Raw genomic sequence first — 18,723 nt, 5'->3', positions numbered from 1 at the left:
CAAGGACCTCGACGTGTCTGACCCTACGTCGTGCTGCCCCGCTGTGTGCGCGGGCGGTGCGTACTGCGACAACTGCGACCTCTTCCTCGGGCTGGACGGCGTGCACGTGACCACCGTCGATCGTGGCGTGGACCTGTTGACCCTCACGGTTGAGTCCGCGATGGTCCCCACCGGGTGCCCGGCCTGCGGGGTGGTGGCAGAGTCGCTCGGCCGGCGGACGGTGCGCCTGGTCGACGCGCCCTGTTTCAGCACCCCGGTCGTGCTGCTGTGGCGCAAGCGCCGGTACCGGTGCCGGGAGGACCTCTGCGAGGTGGTGACGTTCACCGAGCAGGACCCGGACCTGGCCCGGCCTCGCGGGCTGCTCACCTCCCGGGCGGCCAGGTGGGCGATCACTCAGATCCGCCGTGAGCACGCCAGCGTGCAGGGCGTGGCCCGCCAGCTCGGGGTCCGCTGGCGCACGGTGTGGGAGGCGATCAAGCCGATCCTGACCACCGCAGCCGATGACGAGACCCGCTTCTCAGGCGTCTCTACCTTGGGCGTGGATGAGCACGTGTGGCACCACGTGTCTACCAAGCCGCCCGAGGACGGGGGCCGTGGACCGAAAGAGCTGACCGGCATGGTCGACCTCACCGTCGATGAGCACGGGCAGGTCAGAGCCCGGTTGCTCGACCTGGTCCAGGGCAGGACCAAGGCTGCCTACGCCGACTGGCTCGAGGCACGCGGGAGCGAGTTCACCGCCGGCGTGGACGTGGCCACCCTGGATCCGTTCCAGGGGTACAAGTCCGCGATCGACGACGAGCTCGCTGACGCGACCGCTGTGCTGGACGCCTTCCACGTCGTGGCGCTGGGCACCAAGTGCGTCGACGAGGTCCGCCGCCGGGTGCAGCAGGACACCACCGGACACCGCGGTCGCAAAGGCGACCCGTTGTACGGGATCCAGACCATCCTGCGTGCCGGCGCGGAGAACCTCACCGACAAGCAGCGCGGGCGGATCGAGCGGGCGTTCGCTGCCCACGAGGCCCACGACGAGGTCGACCTGACCTGGCAGGCCGCGCAGCTGCTCCGCTCGGCGTACAAGACCACGGACAAGCCCGAGGGAAAGAAGATCGCCGAGCGGATCGTCGCGTCGTTCCCGACCTGCCCGATCCCCGAGATCGCCCGGCTCGGGCGGACCCTACGCACCTGGAAGGAGGCGTTCCTGGCCTACTTCGACACCGGCGCCACCAACGGCGGCACCGAGGCCATCAACGGACTCATCGAGCTCCACCGCCGCATCGCCCGAGGCCTGACCAACTTCGAGAACTATCGCCTCCGCATGCTCCTCATCGGCGGCGGCCTGAACCTATGACCCCACCCTCAAAGACGAAGAGCCGCGATCAGGTCCGGGCTCCGCAGCGCGCGGTGGGCCATCTCCGGCACGTGCGTGCCGGCGTGCACCCACAGCCTGCCCTCGCGCAGCGCGCCGTCGGCCGTCTCGCCCAGCCCTGCGGCGACCATCACCGACTGGACGAGCCCGCCGTCGGTCTCACGGTGGAAGTAGCGCGCTGACGTTGAGGCATCCCGGGCGACGAAGCCGGCCTCCTCCATCACCGGTCGCACCGTGGCGGCCAGGTGCTCGACGAGCTCGTCGGAGAGCACGGCCGTCGGGGCGGGTGCCCGCGGTGACCGGTTGACCTCGACGACGGCACGGAGCACGGCCGCGGTCACGTCCGGCAGCGCCAGCGACGTGCGCAGGTAGACCACGTCCCGGTCCTCGGCCAGCACGTCCTCGATGCCGGGCTGGTCGGCCAGGGCACTCTCGAGCCCGTCGTCGTAGGGGTCGCAGTGGGCGTGGATCTCGTCGCTGAGGACCGCCACGGTGTCGAACCCGTCGAGGTCGTCGGACTCGCTCACTTCGACCCAGCGCAGCAGGTCCTCCAGGCTGGTCGGGGTGTCGGCATACCGCCGCCGCAGCGGCCCTTCCAGCTCGGCGACGGCCGCCGCGACCGGGTCGGCCGAGCTCGGGGGACGCCTGTCCCGGTCGCGTCTCCACCAGCGCGCCATGACGTCTCCCCTCGATAAGGCCGGTTCGGCGTGCCGGGTGGGGCTCATGCTGGCGCAGGTGGCGGTCGTGTGCACGCGACCCGCCCGGGCAGCTGTCGTGACGGCATACGCGGTCTGGCACGCTGGCGGCATGCAGCCTGTCGCCGAGCAGCACCGCGCGCTCGTCCGCCGCCCCGGTCCGCGGCTCGCCGAGGGCCTGGTGACGCACATCGACCGGCAGCCGGTCGACCTCGACCTGGCGATGCGGCAGTGGGAGGGCTACGTGCAGGCGCTGCGCGACGCGGGATGGCACGTCGTCGAGGTGGAGCCGGCCGACGACTGCCCGGACGCGGTGTTCGTCGAGGACGCGGTGGTGGTCTACGGCGACCTGGCGGTGCTGACCCGCCCGGGCGCCGAGTCGCGGCGCGACGAGGTCGTCGGTGTCGAGACGGCGGTGCGGGCCGCGGGTTACCGGGTCGCGCGCATCGAGGCACCGGGCACGCTCGACGGGGGAGACGTGCTGAAGTGGGGTGGCACCGTGTGGGTGGGCCAGGGCGGACGCAGCAACACCGAGGGTATGCGGCAGCTCGCCAGGCACCTCGAGCCGCTGGGGGCACGCGTGGTCGGGGTGCCGGTGAGCCGGGTGCTGCACCTCAAGAGTGCCGTGACCGCCCTGCCGGACGGCACGGTCGTCGGGCACGAGCCGCTGGTGGACGACCCCTCGGTGTGGCAGCCGTTCCTGCCGGTGCCGGAGGAGTCGGGTGCGCACGTGGTGCTGCTCGGTGGGCAGCGGCTGCTCATAGCGGCCGACGCGCCCCGGTCGGCCGAGCTGTTCCGCGACCTGGGCTACGAGGTGACCGAGGTCGACATCAGCGAGCTCATCAAGCTCGAGGGCTGCGTGACCTGTCTGTCGGTGCGGATGCGCGGCTGACTGACCTCGTGTCCGGCGCCGCTGAAAAGGGCCAACCGGTGAGTGGTCGTGCGGGCAGTGAGTCATCTTATGAATGGGTCCGGACATTCTTTGGTGTGAAGTCCAGAGTCATCTATTGCCAAGGGGGACAGGCCCTGTCATGCTCCACGCGGGAGCCGGCATCAGGTCCGTGCTGCACGGTGGGGGGAATTCGTGCGACTTTCAGTTGTCTCGATGCTGTCGACGGTAGCGCTGGCCATGGGGGGTGCTCTCGTGACCCTGCCGCAGGCTCAGGCAGAGGACCTGCCAGGGACGCGACCCTCGTCGGCGCGGATGTCAGTGATGGCGGCCGAGACCACAGACGGGCTGATGGTCGCCGCCAACGAGCGAGGCCGCATCTCGCAGTCGTCGGCGGGGGTGAGCTCCGACGGTGAGGTCGCGGACCTCGCCGTCCTCAAGCCGGAAGGCGCCCGGGTCCGCTCGGCCTACCTCGCGACCGCGACGACCGGCTTCACCAACAGGCCGATGACCCAGCCGGTGCGTCTCAACGGCCAGGACGTCCCCATGACGGGAGAGATCCCGAGCGGCATCAGCAGCTACAACTACCTGGCCGACGTGACCGACCTGGTGCAGCCCACGCTGGACGGCGCGTCCCCGGGGGTCGCCGTCGTGACCTACCAGGAGCCTGTGCCGTGGCTCGTGGACGGCAGCATCCTCACCGTCGTCTGGGAGGACCCCAACGTCGAGATCGACCAGAGTGTGGCGGTCCTCTACGGCGCGCTCAAGACCGAGGGTGACACCTACCGGCTGCGCCTGGCCTCGCCCATCGACGTCGACGACCCGGCGACCACGCTGGAGATGGCGCTGGGGATCTCGTTCTCCTACCAGGCCTCGGGCGTGCAGCAGTACAGCACCGTCGACGTCAACGGGCAGCGCCTCACGACCGCGTCGGGTGGGGAGGACGACGGTCGCAGCTACAACGGAGCGCTCATCACGATGGGTGGACTGGGCGACCGTCCCGAGAACCCGGCCGACCCCTCGGCGCGGCCGACCGGACCGCGCTCGGACGACGAGCGCTACGACCTGCTGCCCTTCGTCGACGACGGGGACACCGAGATCACCGTCGAGACCCGGAACCCCTAGGCCGACGACAACATCTTCCTCGCCACGTTCACGATGAACCCGCCGGCGACGGTCGACACCGGCGAGGCGTTCGTCTATGTCGCGCTCGGCGACTCCTACCAGTCGGGTGAGGGTGCGGCCGTGGACATCCGGCCCGCGTCGCGCTACCTGGCCGAGGGCTACGAGAACGGCGACAACTACCCCGACGCGGTGGGTGCGCAGGAGAACACGTACACCGCGCGGTTCGACAGCGACCTCGACGGCAACGCGTGCCACCGGGCGCTGCTCAACTACGCCAAGCTCAACCGTGACCAGCTCGCCCCCGGTATGCCGGTGCTCCTGGTCGACCGCACGTGCAGCGGGGCGAAGATCGAGCCGGGCGGCAAGCCGCCGATCGTCGGTGTGGAGGGCCCGGGCATCGCCGGCGACTCGCAGGTGCAGACGGCGGTTGACCGGCTGGAGGACCAGGGGCTGACGGCTGCGGACGTCGACCTGGTGACCGTGGGGATGGGTGGCAACGACGCCCGCTTCGGCGACATCGTCGCTGCCTGCGTCGGCCCGTCGCTCATCGAGTCGCTGCTGGCCCGCTACCCCAACGCTCCGGGTGAGATCAACTGGGTCTCCCAGCAGGCGACCTGCAGCCGGGTGGACGGATGGTTCCTCAAGACGGGCGAAGCCCTGGAGACGCTGCCGGCCAAGCAGCGCTTCGCCCAGGAGGCCATCGCCGGTGCGTTCCCCGGCGCGCGGGTCATGCAGGTCAACTACCCCGGCGTGCTCCCCGCGGGCGACAGCCCGGCCTGGTGCGGAGGGCTGCGCGCCAAGGACATCGACTATGCCGGCCAGCGGATCACCGACATCAACGCGCGGATCGACGAGGCTGCGGCGTCCACCGACACCGAGGTGGTCGACATCGAGGACTCTTTCGGCGCCAATGCCCTGTGCCCTGCCTCGAGCGCGGACCAGCTCGCGGTCGGCATCGACCAGGACAGCTTCGACACCGAGGTGACCCGGCTGCTCAACCTCGACGGCGACGGTGACCCGGTGTCCCGCGAGATGCTCGACGACCTCGTGGATGCCTACCAGGACGCCAAGACGTGCCTGGCCGCCGAGCTCAACCCCTTCAACCGCCAGGGCTGCGATGTGGGGGCGGCCAACGACCGGGTCGTCGCCGAGGCCCAGGAGCTGCTGGGCTACCTGCAGACCCAGCAGGCGACGGTCTTCGGCAACATCATGTCCCCGCCCGGGACGACCGACGACTCCGTCCAGGTGGCGTTCGACCGGTCGCGGGGTCTCTTCCACCCCAACGCTGCCGGCTTCGAGGTCATGGCCTGCGAGGTCCTCGGGCAGTTCCGCGGTGACGGTGACTGCGTGCCGCGCTCCGCGCCCTCGGAGCCGCCGGCCGGAGGAGACGGCAACCCGCTGCGCGCGCTCTTCGACCGGCTGCTGCGGGTCATCGTGGGCGCCTTCGCGCCGAACTCGACGGTGGGCCTGACCCTGTTCTCCGAGCCCCTCGACCTGGGCGAGGTGACGGCCGACGCCACGGGGGTCGTGGACACCGAGATCCGGGTGCCCGACCTCAACCCCGGCATCCACCGGCTACAGCTGGAGGGTCGCGGAGCCGCCGGCGCGCAGGTCGTGCAGGAGGTGCTGCTCGAGGTCGAGGGGCGCCCCACCGGGTCCTACACCACCTACCTGACCGGCTTCGAGCGGCGCCCGGCGGTGCCGACCCCGGACGCCCCCATCGAGACCGTGACGGTCACCGTGGGCGGCGCCTCGGTCGGCGAGTTCCAGGTCGACCGCTTCGGTGGGGTGCTCATCAGCGTCCCCAGTGTCGAGATGATGTCGAGCGGCACCCTGACGATCGTCGCCACCAGCCGGCTGACCGGCACGACGGTCAGCGAGACGATCTCGCCGATCTCGGCACGTCCAGCGCTGTGGGCGGCGTCAGCGGATGACGATGCCCTGAACATCGCGGGGTCGAGGTTCTCCTCCCGTGGCCTGGTTCACTCCGAGGGTGGGATCACCGTCCGAGGCTCGGCTGCACGGTTCACCGGTGGGGTGGAGCACGTCGGCGGTCTCGACGTGGCCGGCGGCTCCCCGACCTTCGAGCCGGCGGCGACCCAGGTGGCCGGGGAGCAGGGCGGCCCCCGCCCCATCACCGTCGCCGACTACCGTCCGGACGGCCCGCTGGCGGCCGAGGCGACGGCATACACGGCGATCGCACCGGCGGAGTGTGTCGACGGGGTCTGGACTCCCGACTCGGCGGAGAGCCTGTCCGGCGTCGTCTACGTGCCGTGCAGGGTCGAGCTGCTGCGCGCCGGTGTCTACGACGCCACGCTGGTCGTCGAGGGTGACATCACCGTCGTGGCCGACGGGGTCGTCGTCGGGCGCGGTCCGGCCGCACCTGGGGCCCCTGCGCTCGTGAGCGGTGGCGACGTCACGGTCGAGGGCAGCGACGACGAGGTGCTCGGACAGACGGTCGCCGAGGGTGACCTGCAGGTCTGGGGTGCCCGCACGTCGCTGACGTGTGGCGCCGTGGCTGACTCGATCCAGATCCGCGGCGCCGACGTCGGTGCCACAGTGGAGGCATGGTGCCTGCCGGAGTAGTCGGACGCTGGAGCGTGGGACTGCCCCTCGCGGTGGTGGTCATGTGTGCCAGTGCCTGTGCCGTGCCGGCCGACGGCGACGACGACGCCCACCAGACCTCAGGCGAGGCCTGCGTGGTCGAGGGCGTCGCCCTGGACCTGGGGTCGCATGCTCTCGACGTGGTGCCGACCGAGCACGTCACGGTCAGCGGTGGTCGTTATCGGCTCACGGCCACCGGGTTCCTCCACGACGGAGCGTTCGACCCCGAGGTCGGCCGGACCCGGGTCGTCTGGGGTCCGGAGTCGGCGCCGCCTGAGTATGACGCCGGCCCGGCGACCGTCAGCGGTGCCGGCGGGTCGGTGGACCTCGTCGAGGACTCGCCGGAGGTCGTCGAGCTGCAGCGTGGGACGTGGTGGTTCCTGAACTCCAACGGCGTCCGACTGACCATGGAGCCGTGTGCCCCTGCCACCGGGGAGCTCGTCGAAGAGCGCTGAGTCAGAGCGCCGGCAGTCAGGCGCTCACCGGCGGATGCGCGCTCCGCTTGGCGGAGCTGTTCCGCGGGCTGGGCTACGCGTGACCGAGGTCGACATCGACATCGGCGACGGCTCGACGCTTCAATGACGTATGACGCCCACCCAGCCGAGCGCCGCCGGCGCGCCGATCCGCGCACTGCCCACGTCGGTCACCGGGTTCGTCGGGGCCGCGGACAGCGGGCCGGTCGACACGCCGGTCACGGTCACCAGCGCGGCGGACTTCCACGCCACGTTCGGGCCCAGCCTGGGCGCGGACCGCCCGCTCGGCCACGCGGGCGACCTGTTCTTCGCCAACGGCGGCACCAGCGCCATCGTCGTCCGGGCGGCCGGTCCGGCGCCGGAGCAGCTGGTCCCGGAGGAGGGCCCCGGGGGTGTGCACGCCCTCGACGGCTCCGGCGTCACGGTGCTCGTGCTGCCGGGGCTCACCGCCGCGCACCACGCCCAGGTGAGCGTGGCGCTGAGCCGGTGCGCGGCATACGGCGCCGTCCTGCTGCTCGACCTGCCACCCGGCCCGTGGGGGCCAGAGACCGAGGCCGCGGTGCAGCAGGTGAGCGACCACCGGGAGCGGGCCGCGGCCTACCACCCCTGGGTCGTCAGCGGCGGGGTCACGGTGCCACCCTCGGGCGCGGTCGCCGGGGTGGTGGCCCGCACCGACGCCGAGCGCGGGGTGTGGAAAGCGCCGGCGGGGGTGGAGCTGTGCGGGGTCGACGGGCTCGTCGAGACGCTCGACGCCAGCGAGACCGACCGGCTGACCCAGGCCGGGGTCAACGTGCTGGGGGAGTTCCCCGGCCGGGGCCGGCTGGTCTGGGGTGCGCGCACGACCGCCTCGGGGCAGACCGCCGACCCGGCCCTGCGGTATCTGCCCGTGCGGCGGCTCACCGACCACGTGCTCGGCTCGCTGACCGCCGGGCTGCGGTTCGTCGAGGACGAGACCAGTGACGCCGCGCTGTGGGCACGGGTCCGGCAGCTGTCCGAGGCGTTCCTGCACGACCTGTGGCGCCGCGGCGGGCTGCAGGGCGCCACGCCCGAGCAGGCCTACGGCGTGCGGTGCGGGCCGGAGGAGACGATGACCGAGGCCGACATGCTCGCCGGGCAGGTCGTGGTGTCGGTGTGGCTGGCGCCGGTGCGACCCGCGGAGTTCGACGTGCACACCCTGCGCCTGCGGGCCGGTATGCCGTCACAGCGTGCCGCTGCGGCGCGGGAACCGGTGGCTGCCGCGCAGGCACCGGTGCTCACGGTGGACCTGGGTCAGGTGGTCTCGCGCTACATCGGCGAGACCGAGAAGAACCTTGCCCGGCTGTTCGACCGGGCCGAGCAGTCGGGGCAGGTGCTGGTCTTCGACAAGGCGGACGCACTCTTCGGCACGCGGACGTCGGTGCGCGACGCCCACGACCGCTACGCCAACCAGGAGGTCAGCCATCTTGTCGAGCGGATGGCGCGGGAGCGGGGCGTGGAGGTGCGCTGGCAGCGGCGCAAGGGCCGGGGTTGGCGTCCACGTCGAGGGGAAAGCTGACCTGGCGGAGCTGCATACCTGGGGGCACGCCGACGCGCGCTGAGGTGAACACGCGGTGAAGTCCTCTACCGTGGCTGGATGGAGACGACGCCCGGTGGTGTGGAAGCACAACCCCTGGGCGGTCCACGTCGCGAGAAGCGTGCCGGTGCGCGCGGGCTGGTCCTCCCGGGTTTCCTCCTGGCCTCGCTGCTCTTCCTCGAGGTCGTCCTGCGGGTGCAGACCGGCCTGCCGGTCATCAGCATGGGGCTGGTCTACGCCGCCCTCTTCGCGGGGGTGATCGCGCTGGTGGTGCACCTGGTGGCGAGCCTCTTCCCGCGGGTCGCCCGCGACGTGGTGGTGGCTGTCTGCCTGGCGTTCATCTCGGTGCTCTACATGTCGCAGCTCATCTACTACGACATCTTCACGACCTTCTACACCGTCTTCTCCGCGACCAACGCCGGCCAGGTGGCCGAGTTCACCGGCGACATCCTGGGCAAGCTGGGGGCGCACGCCGGGTGGCTGCTCCTGATGGCGGTGCCGCTGGTCGTGTTCCTGGTGTCGCGGGTGCGGGCTCGTGCCCGGCCGCGGGTCACGTGGCGGCACAGGGCCGTCGCCGCCGGCCTGCTGGTGGCCTTCTTCGCCGTGGCCGTGGCCGGGATCAACCTGGGGGACAAGGAGCAGAACAGCGCCTACGACATGTACTACCGGGAGCAGCACCCGGTGGCGTCGGTCGACCGGCTGGGGCTGATGACGACCATGCGGGTCGACCTGCAGCGCAACCTGCTCGGGTTCGAGCGGGAGCAGCCGCCGCCACCGGTGGTGGCGCCCGTGCCGCAGACCCCGGACCCGGCCACCACCGACGCACCTCCCGGGGACGACGAAGCCCAGACCTCGGGGGACCAGGCCGAGCCCTCGGAGCCTGCCGTCGTCGAGCACAACGTCATGGACATCGACTTCGAGCAGCTCCTCGCCGAGGCGGAGAGCGAGGAGCTGCGCTCCCTGCACGAGTACTTCAGCCAGCGCGAGCCCACCGCCCAGAACGAGCACACGGGCCTCTTCGAGGGCTACAACCTCATCTTCCTCACCGCCGAGGGCTACTCCCACCTCGCCGTCGACCCCGCGGTCACGCCCACCCTCCACAAGATGACCCACGAGGGGTTCCACTTCACCGACCTCTACACCCCCCTGTGGGGTGTGAGCACCTCGGACGGGGAGTATGTGGCCACGACCGGTCTCATCCCCAAGAGCGGGGTATGGAGCATGCAGCGCTCCGGGGACAACTCCATGCCGTTCGCCATGGGCAACCAGCTGCGCGGGCTGGACTATGCGACCTACGCCTTCCACAACCACACCTACGACTACTACGGGCGCGACGTCTCCCACCCCAACCTCGGCTACGACTACCAGGGGGTGGGCAACGGCCTGGAGGTGGCTCGCACCTGGCCCGCCTCGGACCTGGAGATGATCGACGTCACCACGCCCGACGTCCTCGCCGACGAGCCGTTCCATGCCTACTACATGACGGTCAGCGGGCACCTGGAGTACAACTTCGGCGGCAACGCCATGGCCATCAAGAACCGCGACCTCGTGGAGGACCTGCCCTACACCGAGGCGGGGAAGGCCTACCTGGCCACGCAGGTCGAGCTGGACCGGGCGCTGGAGCTCCTGCTGGAGCGGCTCGAGGAGGCCGGGGTGGCCGAGCGGACCCTGGTCGTGCTGAGCTCCGACCACTACCCCTACGGTCTGACCCGGGAGCAGATCGAGGACCTGGAGGGCCACGACGTGGACACCAACTTCGAGCTCTACCGCAACAGCCTGCTCATCTACGCCCCGGGCATGGAGCCGGAGACGGTCGACGACCCGGTCTCCAGCCTGGACATCATCCCCACCCTCTCCAACCTCATGGGGCTGGACTACGACTCACGGCTGCTCATGGGCCGGGACGTCTTCTCCGACGCCGACCCCCTGGTGATCTTCAGCGACCGCAGCTTCGTCACGGACAAGGGGCGCTACGACAGCATTACCCGGGAGTTCACCCCTGCTGAGGGGCAGGAGGTGCCGGAAGGCTACCGGCAGGCGGTCTCGGACGAGATCGACCGCCGGTTCTACTACTCGGCCATGGTGCTGGACCACGACTACTACCGGGTCGTGCTGGACCGGTAAGGCGCGCTGACCGACATCTCGGAGCCCAGGTTGCACGTCCGAGCCTGGCGCTACCCTCTGCACCTGCCCCGTCCGCCGGGTCAGCTGCCCCGAGATCGGGGACAGGTGCATAGTCTGTAAAAGGGCCAGTTCGCCGAGCTGTCGACGAGCTGCAGCCGGATCGGGGAAACCCACAGAGGTGGGCAAGCCCCGGATCAGCCCTGGCCGTCGGCTGCGGCCACCGGCCCGAGATGCACCAAAGCGGTGCCGACTAGGGCGATGACCCGCGGCGTGGGCAAGCCGTGAGCGCGCGTCGACTTTCCGGCAGGCGACCATCGACCATCGACGGAGGACAGTAGACCGGGTCTTCTGACGCTCCGCCGCCATCCGGACATGCAACTCCGGCAAGAGCCTGGTCTTGCCTCAGTCGGTGACCGCCTCGATGGTGACCATGCGCGGGCGGCGGGACGTGGGAACCGTGGGGGCGTGTTCTAGCAGGTCTGCAAGCACCCCCGCCCGGGCCCGACCGACGAACGGCATCACCGGGACAACCCTGCCGCGTTCGTAGGAGAACCGGACGTCACTCGTGCTGCACCTCAGTGACGCTAACGACCCAGGCGTGTCGGATGTCACATCAGCTTCCCCCTACGACGGCACACTGGTGCACTGCATGGAGGCGTTCCTGACTTGCGAAATTCGCCAGCGACGTGCCGGAGCGGTAGCGACCAGACGCTACGTGTCGTAGAAGTCACAGGTTTGTCGCATCATGGCATCCCCCGCGACGGACTCATCTTGACATAGCATCGTCACGGCAGGGGACCCCAACTCACGCGGTGCGAACCGGCGTACCACGGGGGACGGGGGGTTTCGCTGTCGCGTTCTATCCAAGACAACGTGAGACGAGTGTAAACATGAGCGACCAGCAGCCTCCTCCTCCTTCGCAGGGCAACCAGCCTGCCGGGCAGTGGCAGCAGCAGATGGACACACCGCGAGACGCCAAGGCGCGAGCAAAGGCGGAGAAGGCATACGCCAAGGCACAGCGACCGTGGTACAAGAAAAAGCGATTCATCCTTCCGCTCCTATTCTTGCTGCTGATTATCTTCATCGTTGCGGTTAGTGGTGGTGAGGACGAGCCGACGGATAACGGAACAGCGGGCACTTCGCAGGAGAACGAGGCTCCTGCCGGTGAAGAGGAAGCGCCCGCCGATGAGGGCGACGGCGAGGCCGAGGAAGCTGCGGAGCCGGCTTTCCCTGGCGCACAGGAGGATGACGTCATCGGCGAGGCAGGCGCTGAGTTGACCCTTGGCGACGTGGCCATCACGGCGGGAGCCCTGGAGGCAGGGGATGACACCTTTGGTGAGACCCTCTGCACTGCGGTGACGATCACCAACAATGCGGACGAGGCGATCGACTTCAACGTCTTCGACTGGTCGCTTCAGGAGCCTGGTGGCACGATCTCGATGACGGGGATCGCCGGTAGTGATGATGCGTTGTCTGCTGGTCAGATCGCCCCCGGAGGTTCGACGGACGGAGATGTGTGCTTCGACGTAGATGACGCCTCAGAGTCGGGCCAGTTCGTTATCCTGTACGAGCCCCTGTTCTCCTTCTTCTCGGACCGCGGAGCCTGGCTCGACGAGCGGTAGGGCGCGCGATGCACCGACGGGGTGCTTATCGATTTTCCCTGGGCTGATCTGTCAGAGGTGGCGATGTGCTGTCCCGGCTTCTCCGGGGGCACATCGCTACCCCGTTCCCATAGTCGCGTTTTGGATGAATGGCAACTTCGTTCGGTTAGCGCGGTCATGGGGTTTGTTGTAGCGACAACGGACTAAGGAGCGAAGTCGCAATATGCGAGTGTATGTGCTTGTTTCCCTGGCCGCCATCTTGTTGACGAGTGGCTGCGGGGAGGCAAACGACACAGTCTCCCCAGCGGCAACAGTCACAACAACCGTGACTCAGACAATTGAGCCGACGGCGAGCGATGCAACTGTCACCCTCGCCGAGGAGCCGTCCGAAGTCACCGTGACGGAGACGGCAACCGTCACCGTCACAGAAGGCGCGGACGTGAGTGAGGAGGACGCCGTCTCCTCGGGTGTGTGGACTGTTGGGCGCGACATCGAGCCAGGCTCCTACCGACCAATCGAACCCGTCAGCGAGGACTGCTACTGGGCGGTGCTTGTGTCGGGTTCGAACGGAGCCGACATCGTCGACAACGGCATCCCCGGAGGCGGCTATCCGACCGTTACGGTCCGCGAAGGGCAGGACTTGGAACTCGCCCGGTGCGGAACGTGGGCACTGGAGGACCAGCGATGACAGATGAAGAGCCCACTCGGCCAGTTGTCCACACGCCAACATCTACAGCGCCACTGACGGAAGCCCGAATGGATACGACTGACGAAACTCCTCCGCCCGGCGTAGTTGCCGCCCGGAGCGACAGCCAATCTCGGCCGCTCCGCGCTGCCGCCGGTCTCGCACGTGTGCTTTGGGGGGCGCTGATTGCTCTGGCTCTCGTGATCACTTGGTTCGTGGCGACGCCAGATGGCGCTGACGAGATCTCTTGGTCTGATCGCACATCGGTGGCGGACTCGATGGCGGACCTGAACAACGAGAGCGCTGAGGGAGCCCCACAGCAACAGGTGGTCAACGGATGGCACGTTGCCGATCTGGCGACGATCCAGATCGAACAACTGGAAGTTCAGCATCTGCAGAGCCTCGAAGCCGAGAGGCGTACGGCGGCATTGCTGTTTTGGCTGGGTCTCGGCTTCGCGGGTGACTTGATCCTGCGCGGCTTCGAGGTGCGACGTTGGCGCGCGGTGCGGATGGGAGCAGCCCTTCGCCGTCAGCCCGGTCGCGGTAAGGAACGCCTCGGAGCATAGCGTCCTCAGCAGCGGCGTGTGTGTGGGTCGGCGACCTGGCGGACCACCCGTGGGTCCACGAGGCACGCCACGGGTCAGCTGCGGCGGCGGACGTCGGAGAGCCGCACCCCGTTCTTCGGGGCGGTGGGCATCCGGCGCATCGACCAGTCGAGCCCCTTGCGGGCGACCCGGGCGTCGAGCCGCGAGAGCTCGGCGACGGTCTGGGCGAGCAGGCCGACGGTGATGGCCTCACCGGGGCAGCGGTGCCCGGTCTCCGGGCGGCCGCCGCCCTGAGGGATGAAGTACTCCGCGAACATCTCGCCCGTCTCGAGGAACCGCGTGGGGTCGAAGCGCTGCGGCGACTCCCAGTGCCGCTCGTCGCGGTTGGTGCCGTAGATGTCGATGAGCACCCGCTCACCCTGGGCCAGTCTGGCCCCGTCGACCTCGAGGTCGTGCCGGGCTACGGACGGCAGCAGGGGCACGAACGGGTAGTAGCGGCGCACCTCCTCGGCGAAGGCCACGGCGAGCGGGCCGTTGGTGGTGCTGCCGCGCTCACGGGTCTCGGCGTAGATGCGCTCGCGCCACTCCGGGTGCTCGTGCATCGCCAGCGCCGCGAACGCGGCGAACCGGCAGACGGCGATGCCGGGGCGGATGGCGTTCTGCAGCTCTACGGCGGCCAGGTGATCCGACAACGGCTGCCCGTCGAGCTCCCGGTGCTGCAGCACCAGGTCGAGGGGGCTCCCGGGAGGCGCGGTGACCTCGCCGGCCCGGGCACGCCGGATGTGCGCGGCGAACCAGGCGTCGCACTTGCGGCGGTTCAGCTTGGTGCGCACGTAGGCCGGGCCCAGCACGGCGAACCCGTCCACGATCGCGGCCTCGTCGCGGGAGAGCCGGGTCGCGGTCGTGTGGTCGGTCTCCACCCCGGCCCACCGCAGCAGCGCACGCCCGTAGACCTCGACCGCGGCGTCATACACCGAGAAGCTCGTGCCCGAGAGCCAGCGTGACGCGATCGTCTGGTGCCACTCCACCGCGCTCTCCTCGAGCAGCCGCGCGACCGACTCGGGGTCCATGAGCGCGCGGACGAAGAGCGCCTTGCGGTGGCGGTGCGCCTCGTCGTCGAGGCCGTGCACCGAGCCCTTGCCGAAGAGGCCGCCCCCGACGACCTTCGGCAGCGCACCCTTGCGCTGCACCTTGTCGGTGTCGTAAAAGAGCCGCACGCCCTCCTCGCCGCGCACCAGCAGCGCGTCACCTCCCAGCAGCCTCAGCCGCACGCGGCTGCCGGCCTTCGGGTCGCCGGACCGGGCGCGCAGGTCGTCGGCGAAGGCGTAGCCCTTGAGCAGGAAGTCGAGGCCGTGGTCGTGGATCAGGGGTTCAGTGGTCATGCCAGCCAGTCACTCACAGTCACTCTGGGCATTCCACCGGGGGTCGCCCCGACTTTCGTCGCAGTCCTGGCTCTGGTGCCGCTGTGGCCGTGGCCGGTAGCGTTGACCGACCACCCAGTCGGCACGGGGGGACGCGATGTCGCACGTGCGGCGCACCAGACGTCTCCTCGCTGTGCTCGTGGGTGTCCTGCTGCTGGCGGTCTCTGGACAGTTTTTGATCTCGGCGGTCGACGCCGCCCGGCTGGACCAGGCCCACCCGGAGATCTTCCCGCCCGCGCCACGACCGGACTTCGCCCTGGTCGACCAGGGCGCGGCCGACCTGCAGCGTGTCGAGGTGAGCGTCGATGTCGCCGGCACGGACACGCAGGTGGACATCACCCTGGAGCTGCCCGCGGACAGTCCGTTCACGGTGGGGGTCGCTGAGGGGGAGTTCGCCGAGGCGCCCGAGGACCTCGTCTGGAACCTCGCCGGCAACCCGGTGGTCACCGTCGCCGAACAGGTGGTACGCCTGCAGTGGAGCCCACCGGTGGTGACCAGGGGGACCGACGAGACCGCACGCGTCGAGCTGCACGGCAGGCCGGCAGCCGCCGGTCGGGACTACCACTGGGGTGGGTCCGTCGAGGTCGCCCTGACCAGGTCGGCCTGGATGTGCGGCCCGGCGTGCGTCGTGGAGCTCGAGCTCCGTGCTGAGCCCACCCACACCCTGAGTGAGGTGGTGGTCGCGGGGACCGTCGGGGCCCAGGGGCCGCAGCACGTCTCGGCCCGGCTGTCGGCCGAGGGCGCCGCCCAGGTCACACTGGCGCCGACCGACTCTTCGCCGGACGCTGCCGACGGCATCGTGCCTGAGCCCGTCCGCGCGCTGCTCGCCACCGTCGCCAACTACCTGTGGCCGCTCGTCCCGTGGGCGGTGCTGTATGCCGTGCTGCGACGGCTGCGTCCGGCGGGTGGTGACGCCCAGACCGATCCCGAGGCGCAACGCGTAGGCGCCCGGCTGGGCGACCGGTTCTACCTCCTCCTGGCTCTGGGCATGGTGGCCCTCGCTGACGTCGGCGTCAGCCTCGCCACCGGAGTGATCCTGCTCGTCGAGGAGCGCTCCGGGGACGGCACCACCATCGACGGGTCAGGTGTCGACGGGCTGTCGCTGGCGTTCTACCCCGGCGTGCTCGAGGCGGCATACGCGATGTGGGTGGTGGCGGCGCTCTCGCGCGGCGGCAGGCCGGGGCCGCGAGTGGTGGCGAGCAGCGCGGCCCTGGGGCTGGCGGCGGTCGCCGCCCTGGTGCTGGTGCTCACCGTCGACCCGACCACGGCCGGCGGAGGCGTCGACGAGGCAGTGTGGGTCCGACAGGACCTCATGATCGGCATCGCAGCAGGGGCGCTTGCCTGTGCAGTGTTCTGCTGGGGGGTGACGCGCCGCTGGGCGGAGGGGCTGGCCCCCGCGCTGGCAGGGCTGAGCGTCCTGGTTGTCGTGAGCGTCCTCGCACCCATCTGGTCACAGCCGGCCCAGGTCGCCGTGTCCGTGGCGTCGGCCCTCGCGACCGCCGCGATGCTGCTGGTGCTGGCCCGCATCGCCCTGGGAGACCTCATCCGCATCTCCAACCGCAGCCGAGGAACCCGGCGGGTGGCCAGGGCCCTGGCCGTGGTCGCGCTCCTGCTCATCGTGCTGCCGTCACTGCCCCTGCTGCAGCCGGGAAGCGCCGACGCCCACCTGGCCGGCAACGCCACCTTCGCGCTGCGCTCGCTGGTGCCGCTCGCGCTCATCATCTCGGCCGTGGTCGTGCTCCGGTCCCGGTCGGTCGGCAGCGCGGGCCTGTGGCCGCTCCCGTGGGCGGTGGTGCTGCTGCTGAGCGCGAGCCTGGTGCTGCGCCCCGAGGTGCTGTATGCCGGCATCCCGTGGTCCTTCGGCGTCGGCCTGCTGCTGATGGTCCTCGTCCTCTTCCCCCGCAGCGACTCCTGGGGCTCGGACTGGCTGCCTACCCAGCAGCAGAGCTCGCCGGCGGTCATCGGGGCCACGCTGCGCCGGTCGACGAGGGCGGCGACCTACCACCACCTGCAGGAGGCTCTGCGCAAGAAGGTCGCGACAGCCGAGGTGGACGCCAAGGACGCCGACGCCACCCGGAAGGTCGTCGCGCAGGCCTTCGGCGAGGTGCCACGACGCCCGGGGCCGTCGTCGATGAGGGACGCGTTCAACTGGGCGGGGGAGGCCAACCCGTGGCGCCGGGCCGTCACGGCCACAGTCGCGGCGACGGTCGTCGGACTGGTGCTGCAGATCGGCACGCTCGCCGACACCGTCGCGCAGATCTCCGGCCCCTTCGGGTCCCGACCCTGGGGCACGGTGGCCGCGGCGGCGCTGGCGTTCCGTTTCCCGCTCTACGGGTTCGTCTTCGGATACTTCTTCCCGCTCATCCCGGGGGCCACCGGCCTGGTGAAGTCGCTGCGGCTCTTCGTCGTGCTCGCCGGCTCGGAGAGCGTGCTGCTGCTCGTGCCGTTCACGGAGACCGGCACCGTCGAGGCCGTCACCATCCGCATCCTGCAGATGGCCGTCATCTGTCTGGTGCTGGGGGTGGGCGCCGACTACCTGGCGCTGCGCCAGGGCGGCACGGGCGCCGAAGGGCTGCGCGACATCTACCACACCAGCCGCTTCGTGCTCTGGGGGTCCGGCGTGGCGGTGGCGGCCGCGACCGCGCTGGCGACGGCGCTCGCCGGGTCGGCGATGACGCTGCTCGTCGAGCGCATCGTGCCGACACCACCCGACCAGCAGGTGTCCACCTCCCCGTCCGACCAGCAGGACCCTGCGTCCGGGGACGGTGGGACCGGTCGGTGAAGGCCGGCACCACCGCACGCGGCAAGGAGAAGGGCGGCTACAGGTCGGCCACGCGGCAGTGCCGCCTGGCGGTGCGTGCCAGACGTTCGTCGGTGGTGACGAGCAGGGCGTCCAGACCCGCGGCGAGGGCGACGTAGGCGGCGTCGTAGGCCGAGACGTCGGCCCGCATACCCCATACCGTGCGAGCCAGCGGGAAGGCCGGGTAGATCTCCAGGGGGATGTCGAGGAGGTCGTCCACTGCTTCGGCCGCCCGCTCGCGGTCCAGCTCGCCGCAGTGCTCGAACCGCCTCAGGACGTGCAGGACCTCCGCCGCGAGCAGGTCGGAGCTGGCGGTGTCGTGCTCCCTGACCAGGCGTTCGACCTTCAGGTGACGTCCGCGCCGCAGCAGCAGGTCGGCCGCTGCCGAGGCGTCAAGGACGATCACCGGTCCTGACGACCCGCACGGACGGCCTCGGCCGACGACTCGGTGGTCGAGACCGGTTGCCGACTGGCGAGGCGGGCGAGCACCTCGTCCTTCGTTGGTCGGGACATGAACCGCTCGAGCTCGCGCAGGAGAAGATCGGACACGGTCGTCCCCTCCATCGCCGCCCGAGCGCGGAGCCGACGGTGCAGGTCCTCGGGGACGTTGCGGATCTGGACGTTGGACATGCACTCAGCATAGGTGCATGCGGTGCGCATGGCTACGAGCTCGGAACGACCAGGCCAGCCGCGGCGCGCGGCGATGGAGGTCGAACCGGCCGACGAGGGTCTGTCGGTGTCGGATCGTACGTTTGTCCTATGGCAGGGCAGTGGGGTGGTGAGGTGCTCCGGACGACCGTGGGAGATGTCGCCCGGTGTGGGTCGCTGCCTGTGGTGCGCCCG

Annotated in this window: 15 protein-coding genes; 11 read left to right on the top strand and 4 right to left on the bottom strand. The window is 70.2% G+C overall.

The features are described 5' to 3' along the window. The first annotated feature begins 13 nt into the window (after positions 1 to 13). Positions 14 to 1,348, top strand: a complete 1,335-nt coding sequence (locus LVO85_RS15805) for an ISL3 family transposase (RefSeq protein ID WP_232748576.1) — start codon at positions 14 to 16, stop codon at positions 1,346 to 1,348. An 8-nt stretch (positions 1,349 to 1,356) separates the two neighbouring features. Here LVO85_RS15805 and LVO85_RS15800 read toward each other — a convergent pair whose 3' ends face one another. Continuing rightward, on the bottom strand, positions 1,357 to 2,043 hold the full coding sequence (locus LVO85_RS15800; protein WP_232748575.1) for a hypothetical protein: 687 nt from the start codon (positions 2,041 to 2,043) through the stop codon (positions 1,357 to 1,359). 130 nt (positions 2,044 to 2,173) lie between these two features. Between LVO85_RS15800 and ddaH the strand changes: the two genes are divergently transcribed. From ddaH to LVO85_RS15755, 9 genes are all read left to right on the top strand, one after another. Continuing rightward, a complete protein-coding gene (ddaH, locus tag LVO85_RS15795) occupies positions 2,174 to 2,953 on the top strand; it encodes a dimethylargininase (protein WP_232748574.1) in 780 nt (259 codons plus the stop codon). Between the two features lie 213 nt (positions 2,954 to 3,166). Continuing rightward, positions 3,167 to 4,075, top strand: coding sequence for a hypothetical protein (locus LVO85_RS15790; RefSeq protein ID WP_232748573.1), 909 nt, complete (start codon positions 3,167 to 3,169; stop codon positions 4,073 to 4,075). 33 nt (positions 4,076 to 4,108) lie between these two features. Continuing rightward, on the top strand, positions 4,109 to 6,661 hold the full coding sequence (locus tag LVO85_RS15785) for an SGNH/GDSL hydrolase family protein (protein ID WP_232748572.1): 2,553 nt from the start codon (positions 4,109 to 4,111) through the stop codon (positions 6,659 to 6,661). Between the two features lie 14 nt (positions 6,662 to 6,675). Further along, a complete protein-coding gene (locus LVO85_RS15780) occupies positions 6,676 to 7,134 on the top strand; it encodes a hypothetical protein (RefSeq protein WP_232748571.1) in 459 nt (152 codons plus the stop codon). A 130-nt stretch (positions 7,135 to 7,264) separates the two neighbouring features. Beyond that, positions 7,265 to 8,686, top strand: a complete 1,422-nt coding sequence (locus LVO85_RS15775) for a phage tail sheath family protein (RefSeq protein ID WP_232748570.1) — start codon at positions 7,265 to 7,267, stop codon at positions 8,684 to 8,686. Between the two features lie 78 nt (positions 8,687 to 8,764). Next, positions 8,765 to 10,828, top strand: coding sequence for an LTA synthase family protein (locus LVO85_RS15770; protein ID WP_232748569.1), 2,064 nt, complete (start codon positions 8,765 to 8,767; stop codon positions 10,826 to 10,828). Between the two features lie 890 nt (positions 10,829 to 11,718). Next, positions 11,719 to 12,450, top strand: a complete 732-nt coding sequence (locus tag LVO85_RS15765) for a DUF4352 domain-containing protein (protein ID WP_232748568.1) — start codon at positions 11,719 to 11,721, stop codon at positions 12,448 to 12,450. 214 nt (positions 12,451 to 12,664) lie between these two features. Continuing rightward, the gene (locus LVO85_RS15760) at positions 12,665 to 13,117 is read left to right on the top strand and encodes a hypothetical protein (protein ID WP_232748567.1); all 453 of its coding nucleotides are present in this window, start codon (positions 12,665 to 12,667) and stop codon (positions 13,115 to 13,117) included. Between the two features lie 197 nt (positions 13,118 to 13,314). Next, entirely contained in the window at positions 13,315 to 13,680 is a 366-nt protein-coding gene (locus tag LVO85_RS15755) for a hypothetical protein (protein ID WP_232748566.1), read from the top strand. A 74-nt stretch (positions 13,681 to 13,754) separates the two neighbouring features. On the opposite strand, the gene LVO85_RS15750 is transcribed toward LVO85_RS15755, so the two are convergent. Beyond that, a complete protein-coding gene (locus tag LVO85_RS15750; RefSeq protein WP_232748565.1) occupies positions 13,755 to 15,041 on the bottom strand; it encodes a cytochrome P450 in 1,287 nt (428 codons plus the stop codon). 145 nt (positions 15,042 to 15,186) lie between these two features. Between LVO85_RS15750 and LVO85_RS15745 the strand changes: the two genes are divergently transcribed. Then, positions 15,187 to 17,862, top strand: a complete 2,676-nt coding sequence (locus LVO85_RS15745) for a hypothetical protein (protein ID WP_232748564.1) — start codon at positions 15,187 to 15,189, stop codon at positions 17,860 to 17,862. 37 nt (positions 17,863 to 17,899) lie between these two features. On the opposite strand, the gene LVO85_RS15740 is transcribed toward LVO85_RS15745, so the two are convergent. Further along, positions 17,900 to 18,286, bottom strand: a complete 387-nt coding sequence (locus tag LVO85_RS15740; RefSeq protein WP_232748563.1) for a type II toxin-antitoxin system VapC family toxin — start codon at positions 18,284 to 18,286, stop codon at positions 17,900 to 17,902. Continuing rightward, complete coding sequence (locus LVO85_RS15735; RefSeq protein WP_232748562.1) at positions 18,283 to 18,510, bottom strand: FitA-like ribbon-helix-helix domain-containing protein; 228 nt, start codon at positions 18,508 to 18,510, stop codon at positions 18,283 to 18,285. The genes LVO85_RS15740 and LVO85_RS15735 overlap by 4 nt, the downstream gene beginning before the upstream one ends. Between the last annotated feature and the right edge of the window lie 213 nt (positions 18,511 to 18,723).

The organism is Ornithinimicrobium sediminis, from assembly GCF_021272345.1.
In the GTDB taxonomy this organism is placed as follows: Bacteria; Actinomycetota; Actinomycetes; order Actinomycetales; family Dermatophilaceae; genus Ornithinicoccus; species Ornithinicoccus sediminis_B.
Note: the sequence above shows the minus strand (reverse complement) of the source record. Positions and strands in the feature narration are given on the sequence as shown.

What these genes read in the sequence shown, in the direction of transcription:
- LVO85_RS15800 (WP_232748575.1), bottom strand. Translation starts at nt 2,043, where the DNA reads ATGGCGCGCTGGTGGAGACGCGACCGGGACAGGCGTCCCCCGAGCTCG.
- ddaH (WP_232748574.1), top strand. Translation starts at nt 2,174, where the DNA reads ATGCAGCCTGTCGCCGAGCAGCACCGCGCGCTCGTCCGCCGCCCCGGT.
- LVO85_RS15790 (WP_232748573.1), top strand. Translation starts at nt 3,167, where the DNA reads ATGCTGTCGACGGTAGCGCTGGCCATGGGGGGTGCTCTCGTGACCCTG.
- LVO85_RS15785 (WP_232748572.1), top strand. Translation starts at nt 4,109, where the DNA reads ATGAACCCGCCGGCGACGGTCGACACCGGCGAGGCGTTCGTCTATGTC.
- LVO85_RS15775 (WP_232748570.1), top strand. Translation starts at nt 7,265, where the DNA reads ATGACGCCCACCCAGCCGAGCGCCGCCGGCGCGCCGATCCGCGCACTG.
- LVO85_RS15770 (WP_232748569.1), top strand. Translation starts at nt 8,765, where the DNA reads ATGGAGACGACGCCCGGTGGTGTGGAAGCACAACCCCTGGGCGGTCCA.
- LVO85_RS15765 (WP_232748568.1), top strand. Translation starts at nt 11,719, where the DNA reads ATGAGCGACCAGCAGCCTCCTCCTCCTTCGCAGGGCAACCAGCCTGCC.
- LVO85_RS15750 (WP_232748565.1), bottom strand. Translation starts at nt 15,041, where the DNA reads ATGACCACTGAACCCCTGATCCACGACCACGGCCTCGACTTCCTGCTC.
- LVO85_RS15735 (WP_232748562.1), bottom strand. Translation starts at nt 18,510, where the DNA reads ATGTCCAACGTCCAGATCCGCAACGTCCCCGAGGACCTGCACCGTCGG.